Here is a 17,407-nt window from a genome sequence, read left to right as displayed (position 1 = left end):
CCGCGCGGTGACGTCCGRCCGCGCGGCCCGGGTCCGGCCGGCGGGATCCGTCCGGAGGCCCCGGGCGGGCCGGCGGCCCGGGCGAGCCGGCGGTCCTGGGGTCGGCCGGCGGTCCTGGGGTCGGCCGGTGGTCCTGGGGTCGGCCGGTGGTCCTGGGGTCGTCGGTGGCGGCGGGGGAACGTCCCGGCGCCGTCACCGGAACTCGTGCACGACCTCGATCCCGCCCACGATGTGCGCGTTGAACTCGGGCAACTCGTCTGCGGGCACCCACAGTTCGAGGATGGTCCGGCCGCCCGCCCGCTGGACCGGGTATCTGCGCAGGAACGCGGAGTCCACCTCGAACCGGGTCACGTAGCCCGCGCCGTCGTGCTTGACGTTCCAGTCCCGGGCGATCCTGACGGCGTAGTCCTCGTTGAGCACCGGATAGAAGATCGGCTGCTCGGGGAGGCGCGGCGGCCAGGCACGCCAGCCGAGGTCGCGCACCAGCGCCAGCTCCACCGGCCCGGTGGGGCGCCACAGGGTGGTCGTGGGGCGGGGCTGCCTGGTCACGGGGATCGCCTTCCGGGCGCGGCGGCCGAGGACGCGGTCCGCCTGTGAGCCCCGACCGTATCCACCGGCCCGGCGCGGCGGCCAGCGACTTTCACCCCGTCCGGCCGCCCCGCCTACCGCGGTCCGTACCCTGCGACGACCTCCGTGAGGTAGCCGCGCAGCATCGTCTTGGCCTCGTCGAGGAGGTCGCCGTCGCCCTCCGGGGTGCGACGGAAGGCCTCCTGGGCGAGCGCGTCGGCGGCGAGGATCGCGGCATGGCAGGCCCTCGCCAGCCGCTCGTCGTCGCGGGCCACGCCCAGGGCGAGCAGCACCCGTCGGACGCCGTCGGCCATCCGGCGCTTGTGCTCGCGGTCCGCCGCCCGGGTCCGTTCGGTCAGCCCGCTGCCGAACCACAGGGCGCGGAAGCCGTGTTCGACACGGTAGACACCGGCACAGGTGTCGACGAGGACGCCCACCGGATCGTCCCACCGCTCGTCGGCCGCGGCCCGGGTCAGATCGTCCATGACGCCTTCGAGGCGGGCGAAGTATCCCGAGGCCAGGGCGTCGATGATCGCGCCCCGATCGGGGAGGTACTGGTAGAGGGACCCGACCGACACCTTCGCCTCCGCCGCGACCCGTGTCGTGGTGAGCGCCTCCACGCCCTCGTCGACCAGGATGCGCTCGGCGGCCCGGAGCAGCAGGGCCAGACGCGCCTTGCTGCGGGCCTGCCGGGGGGTGCGGCGCAGAGGAGCGTCGCCGCCGGGGCCCGCGGTCGACTGGACCAAGGAACTGCCTCCAAACCTGAACGTGACTTTGTTTCATGTTTACGCTACCTTCGCGCCCATGACCGCCTCAAGCTCGACGCTGAGTCAGGAGCGGGCCGCCGTGGCGGACGCCTGCCGACGTCTGGGGGCCGAAGGCCTCCTCATCGGCACGGCCGGGAACGTGAGCGTACGCGCCGGCGACCTGGTCGCGGTCACCGCGACCGGAGCGGTCCTCGCGCGGCTCACCCCGGACCAGGTGACCGTCGTCGACCTCGACGGGACCGTCGTCGCCGGAGATCTGCAGCCGACCTCGGAGCTGGAACTGCATCTCGGCGTCTACCGCCGCTACGGAGTCGGCGCGGTCGTCCACACCCACGCCCCGATGGCCACCGCCGTCTCCTGCGTGCTTGATGAACTCCCTTGCATCCACTACCAGTTGCTGGCCCTCGGCGGCACGGTCCGCGTCGCGCCGTACGCCACCTTCGGCACCCCCGAGCTGGCCGCGTCGGTGCTCACCGCGCTCGACGGGCGCAGCGCCGCCCTGATGGCCAACCACGGCGCGGTCACCCACGGGGCCACCCTCGACGACGCCGTGGAGAACGCGCTGCTCCTCGAATGGGGCTGCGGCGTCTACCGGAACGCGGCCGCCATGGGCCGGCCGCGCGTCCTCGACGAACAGCAGCAGGTCGCCGTGATCGAGGCCGCCGTGGCCCGCCGCTACGGCGCCACCCACCCCGTACCGCCTGCACCCGCACCACCCGCACCACCCGCGCAGGAACAAGAGCCGACGAAGGGGGAGAGCCGATGAAGGTCTTCACGATGGGCGTGCACGTCCTGGACGTACTGGTCAGGCCGGTGCAGGAGATACCCGAAGGCCAGGGTGCGACGCTGGTCGAGGACATCCGGATGACCGCCGCCGGGACCGCCGGCGGCACCGCCCTCACCCTCGCCAAACTGGGCGCCCAGGTGCACAGTGCGGGCGCCGTCGGCTCGGACCCCACCGGGGACATGCTGGTGCGGCTGCTCGAACAGGCCGGCGTCGGCACCGAGTTCCTCGTGCGCCGCACGGACACCGCCACCTCCGCGAGCGTCCTGCCGATCCGGCCCAACGGCGACCGGCCCTCGCTGCACCTCCTCGGCGCCAACATCACCTACGGCCTCGACGACGTCCCCTGGGACGCCCTCGCCGAAGCGACCCATCTGCACCTGGGCGGACCGGAGCTGATCGGCGTCGACGTAGCCGCCCGCATCCTGTCCTTCGCCAAGGAGCACGGCGTCGTCACCTCCGTGGACCTGCTCGCCCCCGGCGTCCTCGGCGGCTTCGAGCAGATCGAGGCGGCCCTGCCCCACATCGACCATCTGCTGCCCAACGAGGATCAGGTCCTCGGCTTCACCGGCGAGAGCGACCTGCTGACGGCGGCGCGCAAGCTCCTCGGCGCGGGTGCGGGCGTCGTCGCCGTCACGCGCGGAGGGGACGGGGCGCTCGTGGTCACCGCGGACGGCGCGGAACCGGTGCCCGCCTTCGTCGTGGACGTGGTCGACACCACCGGCTGCGGCGACGCCTTCTCGGCGGGCTATCTGCGGGGCGTGAGCCTCGGCCGCACGCCGGGCGACGCCGCGGTCCTCGGCAGCGCCGCCGCCGCACTCGTGGCGCAGGGGCTCGGCAGCGACCACGGCGACTTCGACCTCGCGGCAGCCGACGAGTTCGCGGCCACCCGCAAGCCCCGCCAGTGAGCCGACGTCCACTGTCCTGAGGCGCTTCGCCGCTGACGTGGGGCGGGTCGCCGTCGGTCCGGGGTGCGCGGCCGCAGGCCTGAGACGGGTCGCCGTCGGCCCGAGTCCGGCCGGGCGACCCGCGCCCTCCCCTCGACCGGGCCGTGCTCGGGCGCCCGCCCGGCCGTACCACCTGGTGCACGCTGCCCGTACTCACCTGGTGGACGCCCTCTTGACGCGCGCTCGGGGCGGATCGACACTCGATCCGGGAATCCTAGTGAACGGGTAGGGAAACACATGGGGCGACTGGAGCCGGTCATCGGCCGAGCGGGCCGCACGGCGTGCTCGTCGCCCCTTCTCACCTCCCGCCGTCACATCGACCTGCAGCGCGTCTGCAGCGCCATCGGGCCCCGGGGCTGAGCCGGCCCTCCTCCCCGCGTCCGGCCGCACCGGCGGTGCCCCGTGGGCACGGCCGAGCCCGGCACGCGTGACCAGGTCCGACCCCTTCGACGTCGCATCCGCCGCGCGCACGTCCTCAGTGCGCCCCGCCTCGGGGAGAGTCATGTCCGTCACACCAGTGGCCGCCGCCCACCCGTCCGCCCGTCCCGCACCCGCCTTCCGGGGCCGCATCGGCCGGGACGCCCGCAGCGGCCACTACGCCGTGCCGCGCCGCTACCGCCTGTACCTGGCGGCGGCCGACCCCGACTGTCTGCGCATCGCCGTCATCCACAGTCTGCTCGGCCTGGACACGGCCTGCCCGGTCACCTTCCTGCCGGCCGTCCCCGACTGCCCGGACGGCGGTCACTCCGCACTGCGCCCCCTGTACGACGCCAGCGCGCACCGCTACACGGGACCGGCCCTCGCCCCGGTGCTCAGCGACGACTGGTCGGGGCGCATCGTCAGCAGCCACGGGCCCGACATCGCCCGCGACCTCGCGCGGCGGTTCGGCGGCGGCAGGCCCACGCTGTACCCGTGCGGCGCCGAGTCGCAGATCGAGGCCGTCGAGCGGATGTGCGCACAGGGCGTCGAGGCGGCCGCCCAGCGGGCCGGAGCGGCCGACGCCGAGGAGGGGGAGCGCGCTGCAGCCCTCGAGGCGCTGCTCGCCACGCTCGGCGTACTGGAAAGCGGGCTGGGCGCCCATCAGTACCTGATCGATGATCAGATCACGGCTGCGGACGTCGAGTTGTGGGTGGCGCTGGTCCAACTGGACACCGTGCACCGGTATCACCTCGACGCGGATGCCGTGCACCGTATCGCCGACCACCCCGCTCTGTGGGCCTACGCCCGCCGGCTGGCCGCCCATCCCGCCTTCGGCGCGCACCTCGACCTGGACGCCGTCGCCCGCCGCCACCATGCCCGCTGCCAGGGCTTGGAGGCCGCCGGCGCGGCCGTCCAGATCCTGGACTGGGCCGCCCACGCATCGGACGGCGCCGACACCCGCCCACAGGCCGACCGGCCCTGAGTCCGGTCCGGTCGGCGGACGCCGGCACAGGTTCGACGACCGTCACCTCACCCCGGGCGGCCTCGACGAGTTCGCCGACAAGGTCGTGCCGCTGCCGCAGGAACAGGGCGTCCTCCGCACGGAGTACGAGGGCTCCGCGCTCCGCGACCACCTGGGCCCCGCCCATCCGGACACGGACCGGTGGGTTCGGCGCGAACCGGTGGAGCCGAGGCCGTCACCTCCCCCGAAGGCGACGGCCCCGGCGTTTCCCCCGGCGCCGGACCGTGGTCTGCACGCGGCCGCACGGCTCACCAGCACATGACCGCCGTCTCGCCCGAACCCCAGCCGCAGTACTGGCGCACGCGGACGAAGTAGCGGCGGCCGCGGACGAGCCGGGCCCTGATCGTGGCGTTGTACGGGGCGCCCCCGTCGTCCTGTCCGGCGAGGAACCGGGGTTCGCCGTCCCGCTCCTCGAACACCACGACCACCGAGTCGCTCTCGCCGAAGACGCCGACGGCGTACTCCCGTGTCTCCCGCGGCTCGACGGTGAAGTCGGCCTGTTCGCCCGGCCCGAGCGACAGCCGCGCCGAACGGAAGGGCACCAGCGCGGGCGGCCTCGGCGACCGCGGCGGGTACCAGCCGAGCGCGAACTCCTTGTCCAGCGGCGACAGCGTCCCGGGCGGATGCACACCCCCGCGGAACTGCTCCGGTTCGAGGATCAGCCCCGCCGCGAACGGATACTCCATCACGGACTGCGCGTCCCACACCGAGCCGTTGACCTCGGCCGGATCCAGCTTGCGCAGGACGTTGTAGTGGATGCGGTCCCGGCTCCAGTGGTGGGGCGGGCCCGACAGTTCGGCGTACACCGCCTCGTCGTCGAAGTGGAGGCCCGCGAAGGGACTCTGGTGCTCGTGCTGCATGCCGAGCGCGTGCCCGATCTCGTGCAGGACGATCGCGCGTTCCCCCGGCGCGGTCAGATCCCAGCCGAGATTCATGGTGCGCTCGTTGAGGCCGGCCGACAGCGCGTCGCGGCCCACCGCCGACCAGGAGCCGTCGCCCGCCTGGAAACCGATCCGCAGCTCCGCCTCGCAGCGGTCGGCGACCTCGGCGAACGTCACTCCGACACCCAGCTCCCGCCACTCGCGGAAGCAGTCCCGGACGACCTCCCGCTGCTCCTCGCCGCCGACCCACGACACCCACCGGGTCCCCCCGGACCCCGGCAGCGCGATGACCGACCCGTCGTCCTCGCGGTCGAAGAAGCAGTAGTGCAGCACGGTGCCGTCGACCCACATCCGCCGCCCGCCCATCAGCGCGCCCAGCCGCTCGACGGCCAGCCCCGGGGCGAACGCGGGGGCCGGCTGCTGAGCGAGCGAGCAGTAACGGACGGTCATGGGTTCCAGGTTGCCGTGCGAACCGGCCCGGCAGCCTGAGTCGGGGGCTACTCAAGTCGCCCTGTATCAGGCGTGAGTACCCCGACTCCCATAGACGTGACGAGCATCGAACCCCGGGCCGGGACCCTGCGACCGCCATGGCCCTTCACCGGCCGCGGGGAGGAGCTGGAGCTCGTCCGCCACTGTCTGGCGGCGGGCAGGCCAGGCATCGTGGTCACCGGCCCGGCGGGCTGCGGCCGTACCCGGCTGGCCCTGGAGGCGGTGCGCGGCGCCGACTGCGCCCGGGTGGCCGGCGCGCCCGGCCCGGCAGGGGTGCGCGGCCTGCCCTTCGCCGCCTTCGCCCACCTGCTCCCCGAAGGCGTCACCCTGCACAGCGCCGTCCGACTCCTCTCCGCCGTGCGGCTGTTGGTGGTCGACGACGCCCACCTGCTGGACGACGCCTCCGCCGCCCTGCTCCACCAACTGGCCGTGCAGGGGCGCACCCGGCTGCTCGTCCTCGTCACGGACGGCGCACCCACGCCCGCGGCCGTGTCCCGGCTGTGGACCGGGGAACTCCTGCCCCGCCTCGCCCTGCGGCCCCTGTCCCGGGACGAGACGGCCCAGCTCCTCACGGACGAAGCGGGCGGCCCCGTGGAGCCCCTCACCGCCCACCGGCTGCACCGTCTGTGCCGGGGCGACCTGCGCCTGCTGCGGGATCTGCTGGACGCGGTGCGCGAGCGGTGTCCGCAGGGCCGGGACGCGGGCGGCGACGCGTGGACGTGGCGCGGCCCGCTCCCGCTGACCCCCGCCCTGCGGGAACGCGCAGCAGCCGTCCTCGCCCGCCCCTGCCCCGACGAACGCGACACCCTGGACCGCCTGGCCTTCGCCGAGCCCCTGCCGCTGCCGACGGAGGTCCTCGATCCACCCGTCCTCGAACGCCTGGAGGCGGACGGTCTCCTCGACGTCGTCGAGGAGACCGCCGTCCGTCTGGCCCATCCGCTGCACGGCCCGGTCCTGCGGGCCGCGGCCGGCCCGCTGCGCGCCAGGCGGCTGTCCGGCGCCCGGACGCCCACCGCCACCGCCCCCGCCCTCGCGGCCGAGGCGGCCGGGCTGGCCCGCCGCATCGAACGCGTCGACGTCCGTGCGACGCCCACGCCGGTGGGGGAGTGGCTCCTCGCGGAGAGGGAGCCGGTTCCGCCGTGGTACGCCGCTGTCCGCGCGAGGTTCTCACGGCTGCGGGGAGAACTGCGGGAGGCGGCGGCCTGGGCCCGCGAGGGCCTGGCCGGCGCCCCGCACGACGAGGCCTGCCGCATCGAACTGGCCCTGGCGGCAGTGCAGTCGGGGGAGACGGGCGAACTGATCGAACCCCTCGCCGACCACCCCGGCACGGCCCCCTGGCCCTGCGCGGCCCGCGGAGACCTCGACACCGCACGGCAGACCCTCGCGGCGCCCGACGCCTGCGCTGCCGCCGTCTCCGGGCCTGGGCGGCCGTGCCCCGGCACCGCCTCTGAGGTGCCCGCGTCGGCCGACTCCCGGGGAGTCGCCGCATTCCGGCCCGAGCAGACGGGGCCCTTCAGCGCCTCGAAGACGCTCGGACCGCCCGACGCCCAGGCTGCCGCCGCTACCCCGTCCGGGCACGCGAGCCCGGACACCGCCTCGAAGTCCCGGGCGGCGACCCCCGCTCACTTCACCACCGCCTCCGTGCCCTCGCATCCGAGTCCCGGCACGGCTCCGCCCCGCGCCGTCCCTCCTGCCGCCGACAGCCGTGGCCCGCATTCCGCTCACCCCTGTGCCACGGACGGCCCCTGCGCCATGGACGACGCCTACACCGTCTACGACGCCGTGCGCCTCGGAGTGCCCGAGCGGGCCGCCGGGGTTCTCCCGGCCGGTGGGGTACTCGCCCGCCACGCGCAGGCACTCGCGCGGGCCGACGGGCCCGCTCTGGACGCCGTCGCCGCCGAGCTGGAGGAGCGCGGGCTGCTCCTCTTCGCGGCCGAGGCGCACGCGCAGGCCGCCCGCGTCCACCGGGACGCGTCCGCGGCGCGCACCGCCCGCACCCGCGCCGCCGCCCTCGCCCGACGCTGCCAAGGGGCGCGCACCCCTGCGCTCACGGGGCTGGTCCTGGGCGAACTCACCGCCCGCCAGCGGCAGATCGTCACCCTCGCCGCGACCGGCCTCAGCAACCGGCAGATCGCCGAACGTCTCACGCTGTCCGTGCGCACGGTAGGCAACCACCTCTACGGCGCCTACGCCCGCCTCGGGGCCGGCGACCGCGGATCCCTCCCGTGGCTGGTCGAGCTGCCGGACGGGCAGCCGGCCTGAGCGGGCGGCCCGTTCAGGCCGCCCCGAACGCCGTGAACGCCCAGCCCGTGGCCTGGTGGACGGCGTCCCCGGGGAGCGCGGCCCGCGCGTCGCGCAGCGCCTCCGCCAGGGACAGGCCCGCGCTGACGCCCTTGTGCAGGGCCAGCATCAGCGGCACGACCGCGGCGTCGTTGACGGGCGCGCTGCTGGCCACCACGCCCGCCGTGCCGAGCGGCAGCAACGCCGTGACCAGGCCCAGGAGTTCGTCCGCGCCGACCGAGGCGAGCCGGGCCGTGTCGCAGCTGGAGAGGATGATCCGGTACGGACTGCGGGCCAGCCGTTCGAAGTCGTGCACGATGAGCGGCCCGTCCGCCATGCGCAACGACGAGAACATCGGGCTGTCCGCGCGGAACGCGCCGTGCGCGGCGATGTGGGCCAGTGCGGCCCCGTCCAACTCCCGCAGCACGCGCGGGACACGGGCCTCCTCCTGCTCCAGGACGACAGGCCTGCCGTAGCGACCGGCCACCTCCGGGACCTCCGCTCCGCCGGTGTCCAGTCCCGGTCCGCGTACCAGGACCTGGCGGCCGCCCGGCGGCGCCTCCGTGTCCCGCGCGCGCAGCCAGCCGCTCGCCGACGGCGACACGCTCAGCACCCGCTCGCGCAGCGACGGCAGCAGCGCCCACGGCACCCGGTGCAACCGGGCCGGTGGCACCACCACGACGGGGCCGGAGCCCAGATGCGCGGCCGCCTCGCCCAGCAGCAGCTCCTCCAGTCGCCGTCCCGCCGCCTCCACCACCGGCAGCCGGCCCTCCGCGCCGGGATGCGCCAGCCGGCGCAGCCCGGCCTGGACGTGCTCGGCCTCCCGCTCGGCCTCGGCGAGCAGCCCGCCTGCGAACCGACGCACCCGGCCGCCCCCGCACACCAGCACCTGGACCCGCCCGGCCAGCACCGCCAGTTCGACGAGGCGCCCCTCGCCGAGCCGCTCCAGCAGCCGGCCCGCGTCGAACCGGTCCCCGCCGAACCGGTCGCCGCCCCAGGCCGTGCCCCCACGGCTGTGGAGGGTCCTGGAGCGGATCTCCCGTTCCAGGCGCCGCTGTTCACGCTCCAGGGCGGGCACCGGCCGCCCCTCCATGCGGGCGGCCTCGGCGCGGGCGGCGATCACCCGGAACGCGGTCAGCCCGCTCAGCAGCGCGGGATCGGTCGGCGGCCGGGTGGGCGGCGTGGACAGCGCCGTGGCCCGCCAGCGTTCGCTCCACGCCAGCAAGCGCCGCGGCCCGCCCCGCTCCAGACTCACCTCCTGGGCCAGCGCGGCGAGTTCGGCGCCCTGCGCGGTGGCGCGGGCCCGCAGCTCGGAGGCGCCCAGCGTCATGCGGTGGGCGTCTAGGACGTCGAGACCGCGCCGGCAGGCCTCCAGCACGCCGCGGTCCGAGCCCGTCGCCCGCGCCCACAGCGCCTGCGCCGCCCAGCCCGTCATCCGGGCCAGCGGCGGACCGCTGCGCCGGCTGCGCGCCGCGATCTGCAGATAGCGTTCGGCGTCCGTGCTCCAGTTCAGGCCCAGCGCGATCCGGCCCGCCAGCAGCCAGGCCTCGGGCGCGGCCGGCGCCTGGAAGGCGGCCAGCCGCTCGGCCAGCCGTGCGGCGTCCGCGACCAGCCGGCCGGAGCCGCGGCCGGTGGCGACCCGTGCCTCGATCAGCACGAGCCGCGCGTGCGCCTCCCACCAGGTGCGCCGCTGGCCCGCGAAGAGCCGCTCGGCCACGGCCGCGCGGGCGATCGCCGTACCGGGGTCGCCCGCCAGCCGGGCCGCCTTCGCGGCGGCCAGCATCAGCTCCGCCTTGCGGGTGGACTGCCCGCCGATGCCGTCGAGGACGCCGATGGCCGCGTCCGCCTCGGCCAGCGCCTCGGGAGCCAGACCGGCCGCCATGAGGACCTCGCAGCGCCGGATGTCGAGCATGAAGGTGGGCGTGCCGAGTTTGGCGTACCGCTCCTCCGCCTCGTCGAGGAGCCGCAGCGCGGCCGGAACGTCGCCGGAGCGGAACGCGGCCAGGCCCCGGCTCTCCACCGCGTCGGCCTTGTCGTGCTCCTGGCCGGTCGTGTCCCACAGCGCTTCGGCCGCGGTGAAGTCCGCCTCCGCGCGGTCCACCGCCCCGAGGGCGAGATGCACGGTGGCGCGCAGGGTGAGGGCGCGCGCCGTCCAGATGACGTCGTCCACCTGACGCAGCACGGGGATGGCCCGGCGCACGTCCTCCAACGCCTCGCGGTGGTGTCCGAGCACCCACTGGGAGTAGGCCCGCCGGTAGAGCACCCGCGCGCGGGTGTGGCCCGAACCGCGCTCGACGCCCCGCTCGAACGCCTCCAGCCCCTGCCGGGTGCGGCCCGCGTGCACCAGCGCCACCCCGAGCGTGCCGAGGACGTCCGCCTCCCGTTCGGGCGAGTCCGCGCGCGCCGCGAGATCCCGGGCGCGGCGCAGGTGGTCGAGGGCGAGGCGCATGTCGCCCCAGTCCCGCTGCCAGATGCCGATCACCTGGTGGGCGACCGAGGCGTGCAACGGCGTCGGATCGGTGTCCAGCACTCCTTCCGCCCGCGACAACGCGTCGCCCGGGGCGGCGAACACCATCGGCAGCAGTTCGAGAACCGAGTCGTTTCCCGCTGTCACCCAACGGATGGTAGTGCTCCGGCCTGTGGGCGACACCGGTTCGGCGCCGTATCCACCAGTAACAATTGGACGCCGCGTCAACGGTTTCGGCGATGCGGCGGGGCGCGAAGGGGCGGAAGAGGCGGGAAGAGGGGCGCGGACGCAACCGCACTGCCCTCATCCGCCGTCGCACCACCTGTATCAGACGGCCGTCCAGCGGGTCTTGCTGACGACCACTGGCCGCAGGGGGAGGACACGCCATGGCACCACAGCGATTCCACGAGCAGTTCGACCAGATCCAACGTTCACTGCCCGACGTCCCGTTGGCGATGGGACCGGACGACTCCGCCGAGTTCATCTACGAGAAGGGCGTCGTCCTCGCCCGGGACGGCGAGGAGGCGCAGGTCGTCGAGGACGCCGTCCGCTCACACTTCACCGCGACCGAGGGCCTGGTCCCCGACCAGGTGCGCCGCGCGGGACCGCACACCAACCGCTCCGGCATCACCCGCATCCGCGTCGGCGACCCGGGGGAGGGCGGCCGGGCCGCCGACCACGCCGTGGCGGGGGCGCTGCGCGCGCTGCGCGAGACGGAGGGACGTGCCGGCCGCCGGCTGGTCAGCCGCAACCACGTGGTGTCCATCGCCGTCAACGCCTGTCCCGGCGACGAGCCGGTGCCCGTCGCGCGCACCGAACAGCCCAACCCCGCCCCGGCGCCGGCGGCCGAGGACCCCGGCGGCCGCGTCGGCGTGCTCGTCATCGACACCGGGCTGACCCACGACTACCGCTCCTACCCGCTGCTGGCCCGCACCCGGGGCGACGTCCAGGTCAGGGAGACCGACGACGAGGGCGTCCTCCAGCAGTACGTCGGCCACGGCACGTTCATCGCGGGACTCGTCGCGGCCGTCGCGCCGCACACCGACGTCACCGTGCGGGGCACTCTCAACGACGCCGGCGCGATCCTGGAGTCCGAGTTCGGCGAGCGGCTCTTCGATGCGGTCGAGGACGGCTGGCCCGACATCATCAGCCTCTCCGCCGGCACCTCCAACGGCCGACTGGACGGCCTGCTCGGCGTGGCCGCGTTCATGGAGGAACTCCGCGTCCACGACACCCTGTTGGTGGCCGCGGCCGGCAACAACGCCAGCGCCGCGCCCTTCTGGCCGGCGGCCTACGCCTCGTCGCCCGATCACGCCGACGCCGTGCTGTCGGTGGGCGCGCTGCGCGGCGACGGCGAGTTCGGCGCCTGTTTCAGCAACCACGGCCCCTGGGTGAAGGTGTACGCGCCCGGCGAACGGCTCGTCAGCGCCCTCACCGGCTTCGACACCCCGGTCCCGTACGTCTACCAGCACTCCACCTACGAGACCTGCCGCTACGGCTTCACCTACTCCTGCACATGCCGGTCGCCGCGCCACACCGGGGTGTTGAGCGAGGCGCAGCAGACCCCGCCGGGCAAGCCCGATCAGGTGATGTTCGAGGGGCTGGCGTCCTGGAGCGGGACGTCCTTCGCGACTCCCGTGGCGGCCGGGCTCGTCGCCGCCCACATGACCGAGAACCGGGTGGGGGACCCGCGTGCCGCCGCCCGCGAACTCCTCGCCGTCCACGCGGACTTCGCGGAGGTGCGGGGAGCACACGTGCCGGCGCTGCTTCCGCCCACCTGGCGTCCGGTCCCGGTGGGTCCGTCGTGAGGCCCGCATGAGGTCCGGGACGCGTTCCGCCACGGCGTACGATGACAGGCCGTACACGAGGGGTGGGACCGTGGACCGTAGTGATGTCGGCGCGCTCGTCCGGTCCGCCGTCGACGGTGACACGGCGGCCTGGAAAGCGCTGGTGGACGGGTTGAGCCCGCTGGTGTGGTCGGTGGTGCGCGCCCACCGGCTGTCGGACGCCGACGGGCACGAGGTGTACCAGACCGTCTGGTTCCGTTTCGCCCAGCACCTGGGGCGGATCCGTGAGCCGCACAAGGCGGGTTCGTGGCTCGCGAGCACCGCGCGCAACGAGTGCCTGAAAGTGATCAAGGGCTTGAAGCGGTTGACGCCGACCGACGATCCCCAGCTGCTCGACCGGGCCAGCGAGGACCGCACGCCGGAGCAGTCGGTGCTGGACTCGGAGGAGGCGGCCGCGCAGAGCGAACTCGTCCGCTTCCTGTGGCAGGAGTTCGAGGCGCTCGGCGAGCGTTGCCGGCAGCTGCTGCGGGTGCTGATCGCCTCGCCGCCGCCCAGCTATCAGGAGGTGTCGGCCGCCCTGGGCATCGCCGTCGGCAGCATCGGACCGATGCGCCAGCGATGCCTGCGCCGGCTGCGCGCCCGACTCGACGCACGGGGAGCATTGTGAGCGACATGAGCGACATGAGCGACATGAACGGGCTGAACGGCGCGAACGGCGCGAACGACGACGGGCAGGACGACGTCTTCGGCGAAGCGCCCTTCGTCGACGAGGAGTTGGACCACGACAGGCTGGAGGAGGAACTCCGCGAGGCAACCGCCATCCTGGATCCGGTCCCGGCCGAGCTGCGGCGCATCGCCATCGAGGCCTACGCGCTGCACGACCTGGACGCGCGCATCGCCGAGCTGACGTTCGACTCGCTGGTCGACGCGATCCCGGTGCGGGGCGCGGTGGACGTGCCGCGGATGCTGACCTTCCACTCCGGGGGGCTGACGGTGGACGTCGAGGTGACCGCGGACGGTCTGCTGGGGCAGCTGCTGCCGCCTCAGTCGGCGGCCATCGAGGTGCTGCACGGTCCCCGGGCGACCGCCGTGCTCACCGCCGACGACATGGGCCGCTTCTCCTGCGACGCGCCGCCCACCGGCCCGTTCGCCCTGCGGCTGCGAACGGGCGGCGAGTCGGTCGTCACGGAGTGGCTCCGGGCCTGAGCACACGGGCCCGCGCTGCCCGGCGCGCCGCACTCGAGGAGACGGGCGCACTCCGGCCGCCTCGCCTCGCCCGCCCGGAGACGGCCTTGGGACCGGCCCCGGGGCCGGTCAGAGGCTGTCGCTCCGGTCGGCTCGTGGGTCCCCACGGGCCTCGCGCGCGGGGCCGGGGCGCCGGTCAGGCGGTGGCCGCCGTCACCAGGGCCGCCAGGGCCGAGGCGAGCCGGGGCAGACCCGGTCCGGCCGGGCCGCCGGGCTCGGTCATGTAGGTGTCCCGGCGGATCTCCACCATCAGCGCGCTCACCCTGGGGTCCTTGCCGTAGTACTCCAGGGGGACGTACGCCCCTGCGAACGGGCTGTCGAGCCCGGTCTCGCCGAGCTCCGCGAACGCCCCGCGCGCGGCGGCGAGCAGTTCCGGCGGGGTGTGGAAGGCGTCGGTGCCCAGGCACACCGGCGGACGCGGCCCCTCGCCGTGCAGCTCGTACGGCAGCGGCTCGGCCGGGTAGGAGTGCACGTCGATGACGACGGCCCGGCCGACGGCCGCCAGCCGTTCGGCGACGGCGTCGGTCATGGCCCTCGCGTACGGCCGGAAGTAGCGGGCGACGAGGGGGTCGGGGTCGGTGTCGTCCGGCCGCAGCGGCTCGCGGTGCGTGGTCCTCGTGTAGACGGCCCCCATGCCGACGGCCCGCATCTCCTCCCGTTCGTCCGGGAACCGCTCCGGGTCGACCACCAGCCGCGACAGCCGGTTCACGAACCGCCAGGGCGTCAGCGGCACCGTCCGGGCCGCCTCCTGGGCGATCCGCGCCGTGTGCGAGTCGGTGATGTGGTCGAGCTCCCGCTCCAGCGCCTCGTCGTCCAGGACGATGCCCGCGCGCACCTCGGCCGGTATCTCCCGCGCCGAGTGCGGCACATGGAGGATCACGGGTGAGCCGGCGGCGCCCGGCAGGAACGCGAAGGACGGTGCGGCGGATGTCATCGGGCGGCTCCTCGGGGCGTTGTCAGTGGTGTGGTGCATGATCGGGGACGCCATCACAGCACGACGGGGAACAGGGCGGGGAAGCGGCATGGCGGCGACGAACGAACAGGTGACGGGACACGCGTTCCTGAAGGCGCTGTACCGGGACGGCTACTACCCGGATCACCTGGTGGACCGGGGCAAGGAGATCCTGCTGCGCCTGTGCGAGCGGGTGGAGGCCGAGCGGCCCGACGGGCTCGACGCGCTGTACGCGCTCACCCGGGACGCCACCGAGGAGTTCAACGCCTTGCAGGACGCCTTCTGGGAGGCCGACAGCGACCTCGAGACCGTGGCCCGCGAGGAGATAGCCGGGGACTTCGGCTTCGTCGCCCTGGCATACGGCTTCCAGGACGCCGACGTGGAGGAGCTGATCGCCGCCCGGGACTGGTGAGCGCCGACGCGGGCGGGCCGTGCGTGACACGCGCCGCGCCCCGGCCGGGCGATGCCGGTCGGGGCGCGGTGGGTACGGGCAGCGGCTCGCGGGCCGCCCGCGTCAGCTCAGCGAGGCGAGGACCTCGTTCCAGGTGGCCGAGGGGCGCATGACCGCCGCCGCCTTGGCCGGGTCGGGCTGGTAGTAGCCGCCGATGTCGGCCGGCTTGCCCTGGGCGGCGATCAGCTCGCCGACGATGGCCTGCTCGTTCGCGGCGAGCGTCTCGGCGATCTGGGCGAAGGCCTTCGCCAGCTCGGCGTCGTCGGTCTGCCGGGCCAGCTCCTGCGCCCAGTACAGGGACAGGAAGAAGTGGCTGCCGCGGTTGTCGATGCCGCCGACGCGACGGGTCGGGGACTTGTCCTCGTTGAGGAAGGTCGCCGTGGCGCGGTCGAGGGTGTCGGCGAGGACCTTGGCACGGGTGTTGCCGGTGGCCTCGGCGTACTGCTCGAAGGACGGCACCAGGGCGAAGAACTCGCCCAGGGAGTCCCAGCGCAGGTAGTTCTCCTTGACCAGCTGCTGGACGTGCTTCGGGGCGGAGCCGCCGGCGCCCGTCTCGAACAGGCCGCCGCCCGCCATCAGCGGGACGACCGACAGCATCTTGGCGCTGGTGCCCAGCTCCAGGATGGGGAACAGGTCCGTGAGGTAGTCGCGCAGGACGTTGCCCGTCACCGAGATGGTGTTCTCGCCGCGGCGGATGCGCTCCACCGACAGCTTGGTGGCCTCGACCGGGGCGAGGATGCGGATGTCCAGGCCCTCGGTGTCGTGCTCCGGCAGGTAGGCGTTGACCTTGGTGATCAGCTGCGCGTCGTGCGCGCGCGTCTCGTCCAGCCAGAACACGGCCGGGTCGCCGGTCGCGCGGGCGCGGGTGACGGCCAGCTTGACCCAGTCGCGGATCGGCGCGTCCTTGGTCTGGCAGGCGCGGAAGATGTCGCCCTCGGCGACCTCCTGCTCGATGACCACGTTGCCGGCCTGGTCGACCAGGCGGACGGTGCCGGCGGCCTTGATCTCGAAGGTCTTGTCGTGGGAGCCGTACTCCTCGGCCTTCTGCGCCATCAGCCCGACGTTCGGGACGGAGCCCATCGTCGACGGGTCGTAGGCGCCGTTGGCGCGGCAGTCGTCGACCACGGCCTGGTAGACGCCCGAGTAGGAGGAGTCCGGCAGGACCGCGAGGGTGTCGGCCTCCTCGCCGTCCGGGCCCCACATGTGGCCGGAGGTGCGGATCATGGCCGGCATCGAGGCGTCGACGATGACGTCGGACGGCACGTGCAGGTTGGTGATTCCCTTGTCGGAGTCGACCATCGCCAGGGCCGGGCCCTCGGCGAGCTCGGCGTCGAACGAGGCCTTGATCGCGTCGCCCTCGGGAAGGGCCTCCAGGCCCTTGAAGATGCCGCCGAGACCGTCGTTGGGGGACAGGCCGGCCGCGGCCAGCGTCGCACCGTACTGCTCGAAGGTCTTCGGGAAGAACGCGCGGACCACGTGACCGAAGATGATCGGGTCGGAGACCTTCATCATCGTGGCCTTGAGGTGCACCGAGAACAGCACGCCCTCGGCCTTGGCGCGGGCGATCTGCGCGGTGAGGAACTTCCGCAGCGCCGCGACGTGCAGCACGGAGGCGTCGACGACCTCGTCCTTCTGGACCGGTACGGACTCACGCAGGACGGTCGTGGAGCCGTCCGCCGCGACCAGCTCGATGCGCAGCGAGCCCGCCTCGGAGATCACGGCGGACTTCTCGGTGGAGCGGAAGTCGTTCTCGCCCATGGTCGCGACGTTGGTCTTCGACTCCGACGACCAGGCGCCCATGCGGTGCGGGTGGGTCTTGGCGTAGTTCTTGACCGACGCGGGGGCGCGGCGGTCGGAGTTGCCCTCGCGCAGGACCGGGTTGACGGCGGAGCCCTTGATCTTGTCGTAGCGGGCCTGGATCTCCCGCTCCTCGTCCGTCTTGGGGTCGTCCGGGTAGGCCGGCAGCGCGTAGCCCTGGGCCTGCAGCTCGGCGACCGCGGCCTTGAGCTGCGGGATCGACGCCGAGATGTTCGGCAGCTTGATGATGTTGGCCTCGGGCGTCTTGGCCAGCTCGCCCAGCTCGGTCAGCGCGTCCGGGATCCGCTGGTCCTCGGCCAGGTACTCCGGGAACACGGCGATGATGCGTCCGGCCAGGGAGATGTCCCGCGTCTCCACGGCGACACCCGCCTGCGAGGCGTACGCCTGGACCACCGGCAGGAAGGAATACGTTGCCAGGGCCGGGGCCTCGTCAGTGTGCGTATAGATGATGGTCGAGTCAGTCACCGGGTGCTCCGCTCCACGTCTGCAACATTGCTCGACATCAAGATATCTCGTGCCCGGGATCGGCTC

The 17,407-nt window shown here is 74.1% G+C and carries 15 protein-coding genes; 9 read left to right on the top strand and 6 right to left on the bottom strand.

Features of this window, described 5'->3' with window-relative positions:
* Positions 1-192: 192 nt before the first annotated feature.
* Together BG482_RS25155 and BG482_RS25150 are read right to left on the bottom strand one after the other, a co-directional pair.
* The gene (locus BG482_RS25155) at positions 193-549 is read right to left on the bottom strand and encodes a hypothetical protein (RefSeq protein ID WP_069771403.1); all 357 of its coding nucleotides are present in this window, start codon (positions 547-549) and stop codon (positions 193-195) included.
* Positions 550-662: 113 nt separating this feature from the next.
* Positions 663-1,313, bottom strand: coding sequence for a TetR family transcriptional regulator (locus BG482_RS25150; RefSeq protein WP_069771402.1), 651 nt, complete (start codon positions 1,311-1,313; stop codon positions 663-665).
* 58 nt (positions 1,314-1,371) lie between these two features.
* Here BG482_RS25150 and BG482_RS25145 point away from each other — a divergent pair, with 58 nt between their 5' ends.
* The 4 genes from BG482_RS25145 to BG482_RS25135 all read left to right on the top strand — a co-directional run bounded on the left by BG482_RS25145 (position 1,372) and on the right by BG482_RS25135 (position 4,467).
* Entirely contained in the window at positions 1,372-2,100 is a 729-nt protein-coding gene (locus BG482_RS25145; protein WP_069771401.1) for a class II aldolase/adducin family protein, read from the top strand.
* Positions 2,097-3,026 (top strand): carbohydrate kinase family protein, encoded by a 930-nt coding sequence (locus tag BG482_RS25140; RefSeq protein WP_069771400.1) that lies wholly within the window; start codon positions 2,097-2,099, stop codon positions 3,024-3,026. The genes BG482_RS25145 and BG482_RS25140 overlap by 4 nt, the downstream gene beginning before the upstream one ends.
* A gap of 276 nt (positions 3,027-3,302) precedes the next feature.
* Positions 3,303-3,425 carry a putative leader peptide gene (locus BG482_RS46215; RefSeq protein WP_370745879.1) on the top strand — a complete coding sequence of 41 codons (123 nt, stop codon included), beginning with the start codon at positions 3,303-3,305 and terminating at the stop codon, positions 3,423-3,425.
* Positions 3,426-3,567: 142 nt separating this feature from the next.
* Positions 3,568-4,467 carry a glutathione S-transferase C-terminal domain-containing protein gene (locus BG482_RS25135; protein ID WP_069771399.1) on the top strand — a complete coding sequence of 300 codons (900 nt, stop codon included), beginning with the start codon at positions 3,568-3,570 and terminating at the stop codon, positions 4,465-4,467.
* Positions 4,468-4,754: 287 nt separating this feature from the next.
* Here the strand turns inward: BG482_RS25135 and BG482_RS25125 are convergent, their stop codons facing one another.
* The gene (locus BG482_RS25125) at positions 4,755-5,837 is read right to left on the bottom strand and encodes a M12 family metallopeptidase (RefSeq protein ID WP_069771397.1); all 1,083 of its coding nucleotides are present in this window, start codon (positions 5,835-5,837) and stop codon (positions 4,755-4,757) included.
* Positions 5,838-5,933: 96 nt separating this feature from the next.
* Between BG482_RS25125 and BG482_RS25120 the strand changes: the two genes are divergently transcribed.
* A complete protein-coding gene (locus BG482_RS25120) occupies positions 5,934-8,138 on the top strand; it encodes a LuxR C-terminal-related transcriptional regulator (protein WP_069771396.1) in 2,205 nt (734 codons plus the stop codon).
* Positions 8,139-8,151: 13 nt separating this feature from the next.
* On the opposite strand, the gene BG482_RS25115 is transcribed toward BG482_RS25120, so the two are convergent.
* Positions 8,152-10,731 (bottom strand): CHAT domain-containing protein, encoded by a 2,580-nt coding sequence (locus BG482_RS25115; protein WP_079142123.1) that lies wholly within the window; start codon positions 10,729-10,731, stop codon positions 8,152-8,154.
* Between the two features lie 278 nt (positions 10,732-11,009).
* Here BG482_RS25115 and BG482_RS25110 point away from each other — a divergent pair, with 278 nt between their 5' ends.
* The 3 genes from BG482_RS25110 to BG482_RS25100 all read left to right on the top strand — a co-directional run bounded on the left by BG482_RS25110 (position 11,010) and on the right by BG482_RS25100 (position 13,616).
* Complete coding sequence (locus BG482_RS25110) at positions 11,010-12,431, top strand: S8/S53 family peptidase (RefSeq protein WP_069771394.1); 1,422 nt, start codon at positions 11,010-11,012, stop codon at positions 12,429-12,431.
* 70 nt (positions 12,432-12,501) lie between these two features.
* Positions 12,502-13,077, top strand: coding sequence for a sigma-70 family RNA polymerase sigma factor (locus tag BG482_RS25105; protein WP_069771393.1), 576 nt, complete (start codon positions 12,502-12,504; stop codon positions 13,075-13,077).
* Between the two features lie 14 nt (positions 13,078-13,091).
* A complete protein-coding gene (locus tag BG482_RS25100; protein ID WP_256096476.1) occupies positions 13,092-13,616 on the top strand; it encodes a hypothetical protein in 525 nt (174 codons plus the stop codon).
* 175 nt (positions 13,617-13,791) lie between these two features.
* Here the strand turns inward: BG482_RS25100 and BG482_RS25095 are convergent, their stop codons facing one another.
* On the bottom strand, positions 13,792-14,589 hold the full coding sequence (locus tag BG482_RS25095) for an N-formylglutamate amidohydrolase (RefSeq protein ID WP_069771392.1): 798 nt from the start codon (positions 14,587-14,589) through the stop codon (positions 13,792-13,794).
* Between the two features lie 88 nt (positions 14,590-14,677).
* Here BG482_RS25095 and BG482_RS25090 point away from each other — a divergent pair, with 88 nt between their 5' ends.
* Positions 14,678-15,019: a DUF5713 family protein gene (locus BG482_RS25090; protein ID WP_069771391.1), complete on the top strand. Its 342-nt coding sequence runs from the start codon at positions 14,678-14,680 to the stop codon at positions 15,017-15,019.
* Between the two features lie 102 nt (positions 15,020-15,121).
* Here the strand turns inward: BG482_RS25090 and BG482_RS25085 are convergent, their stop codons facing one another.
* Positions 15,122-17,341, bottom strand: coding sequence for an NADP-dependent isocitrate dehydrogenase (locus BG482_RS25085; protein WP_069771390.1), 2,220 nt, complete (start codon positions 17,339-17,341; stop codon positions 15,122-15,124).
* Positions 17,342-17,407: the final 66 nt, after the last annotated feature.

The organism is Streptomyces sp. LUP30 (assembly GCF_001746365.1).
Taxonomy (GTDB): domain Bacteria; phylum Actinomycetota; class Actinomycetes; order Streptomycetales; family Streptomycetaceae; genus Streptomyces.
This window is presented reverse-complemented; position numbering and strand designations above follow the sequence as displayed.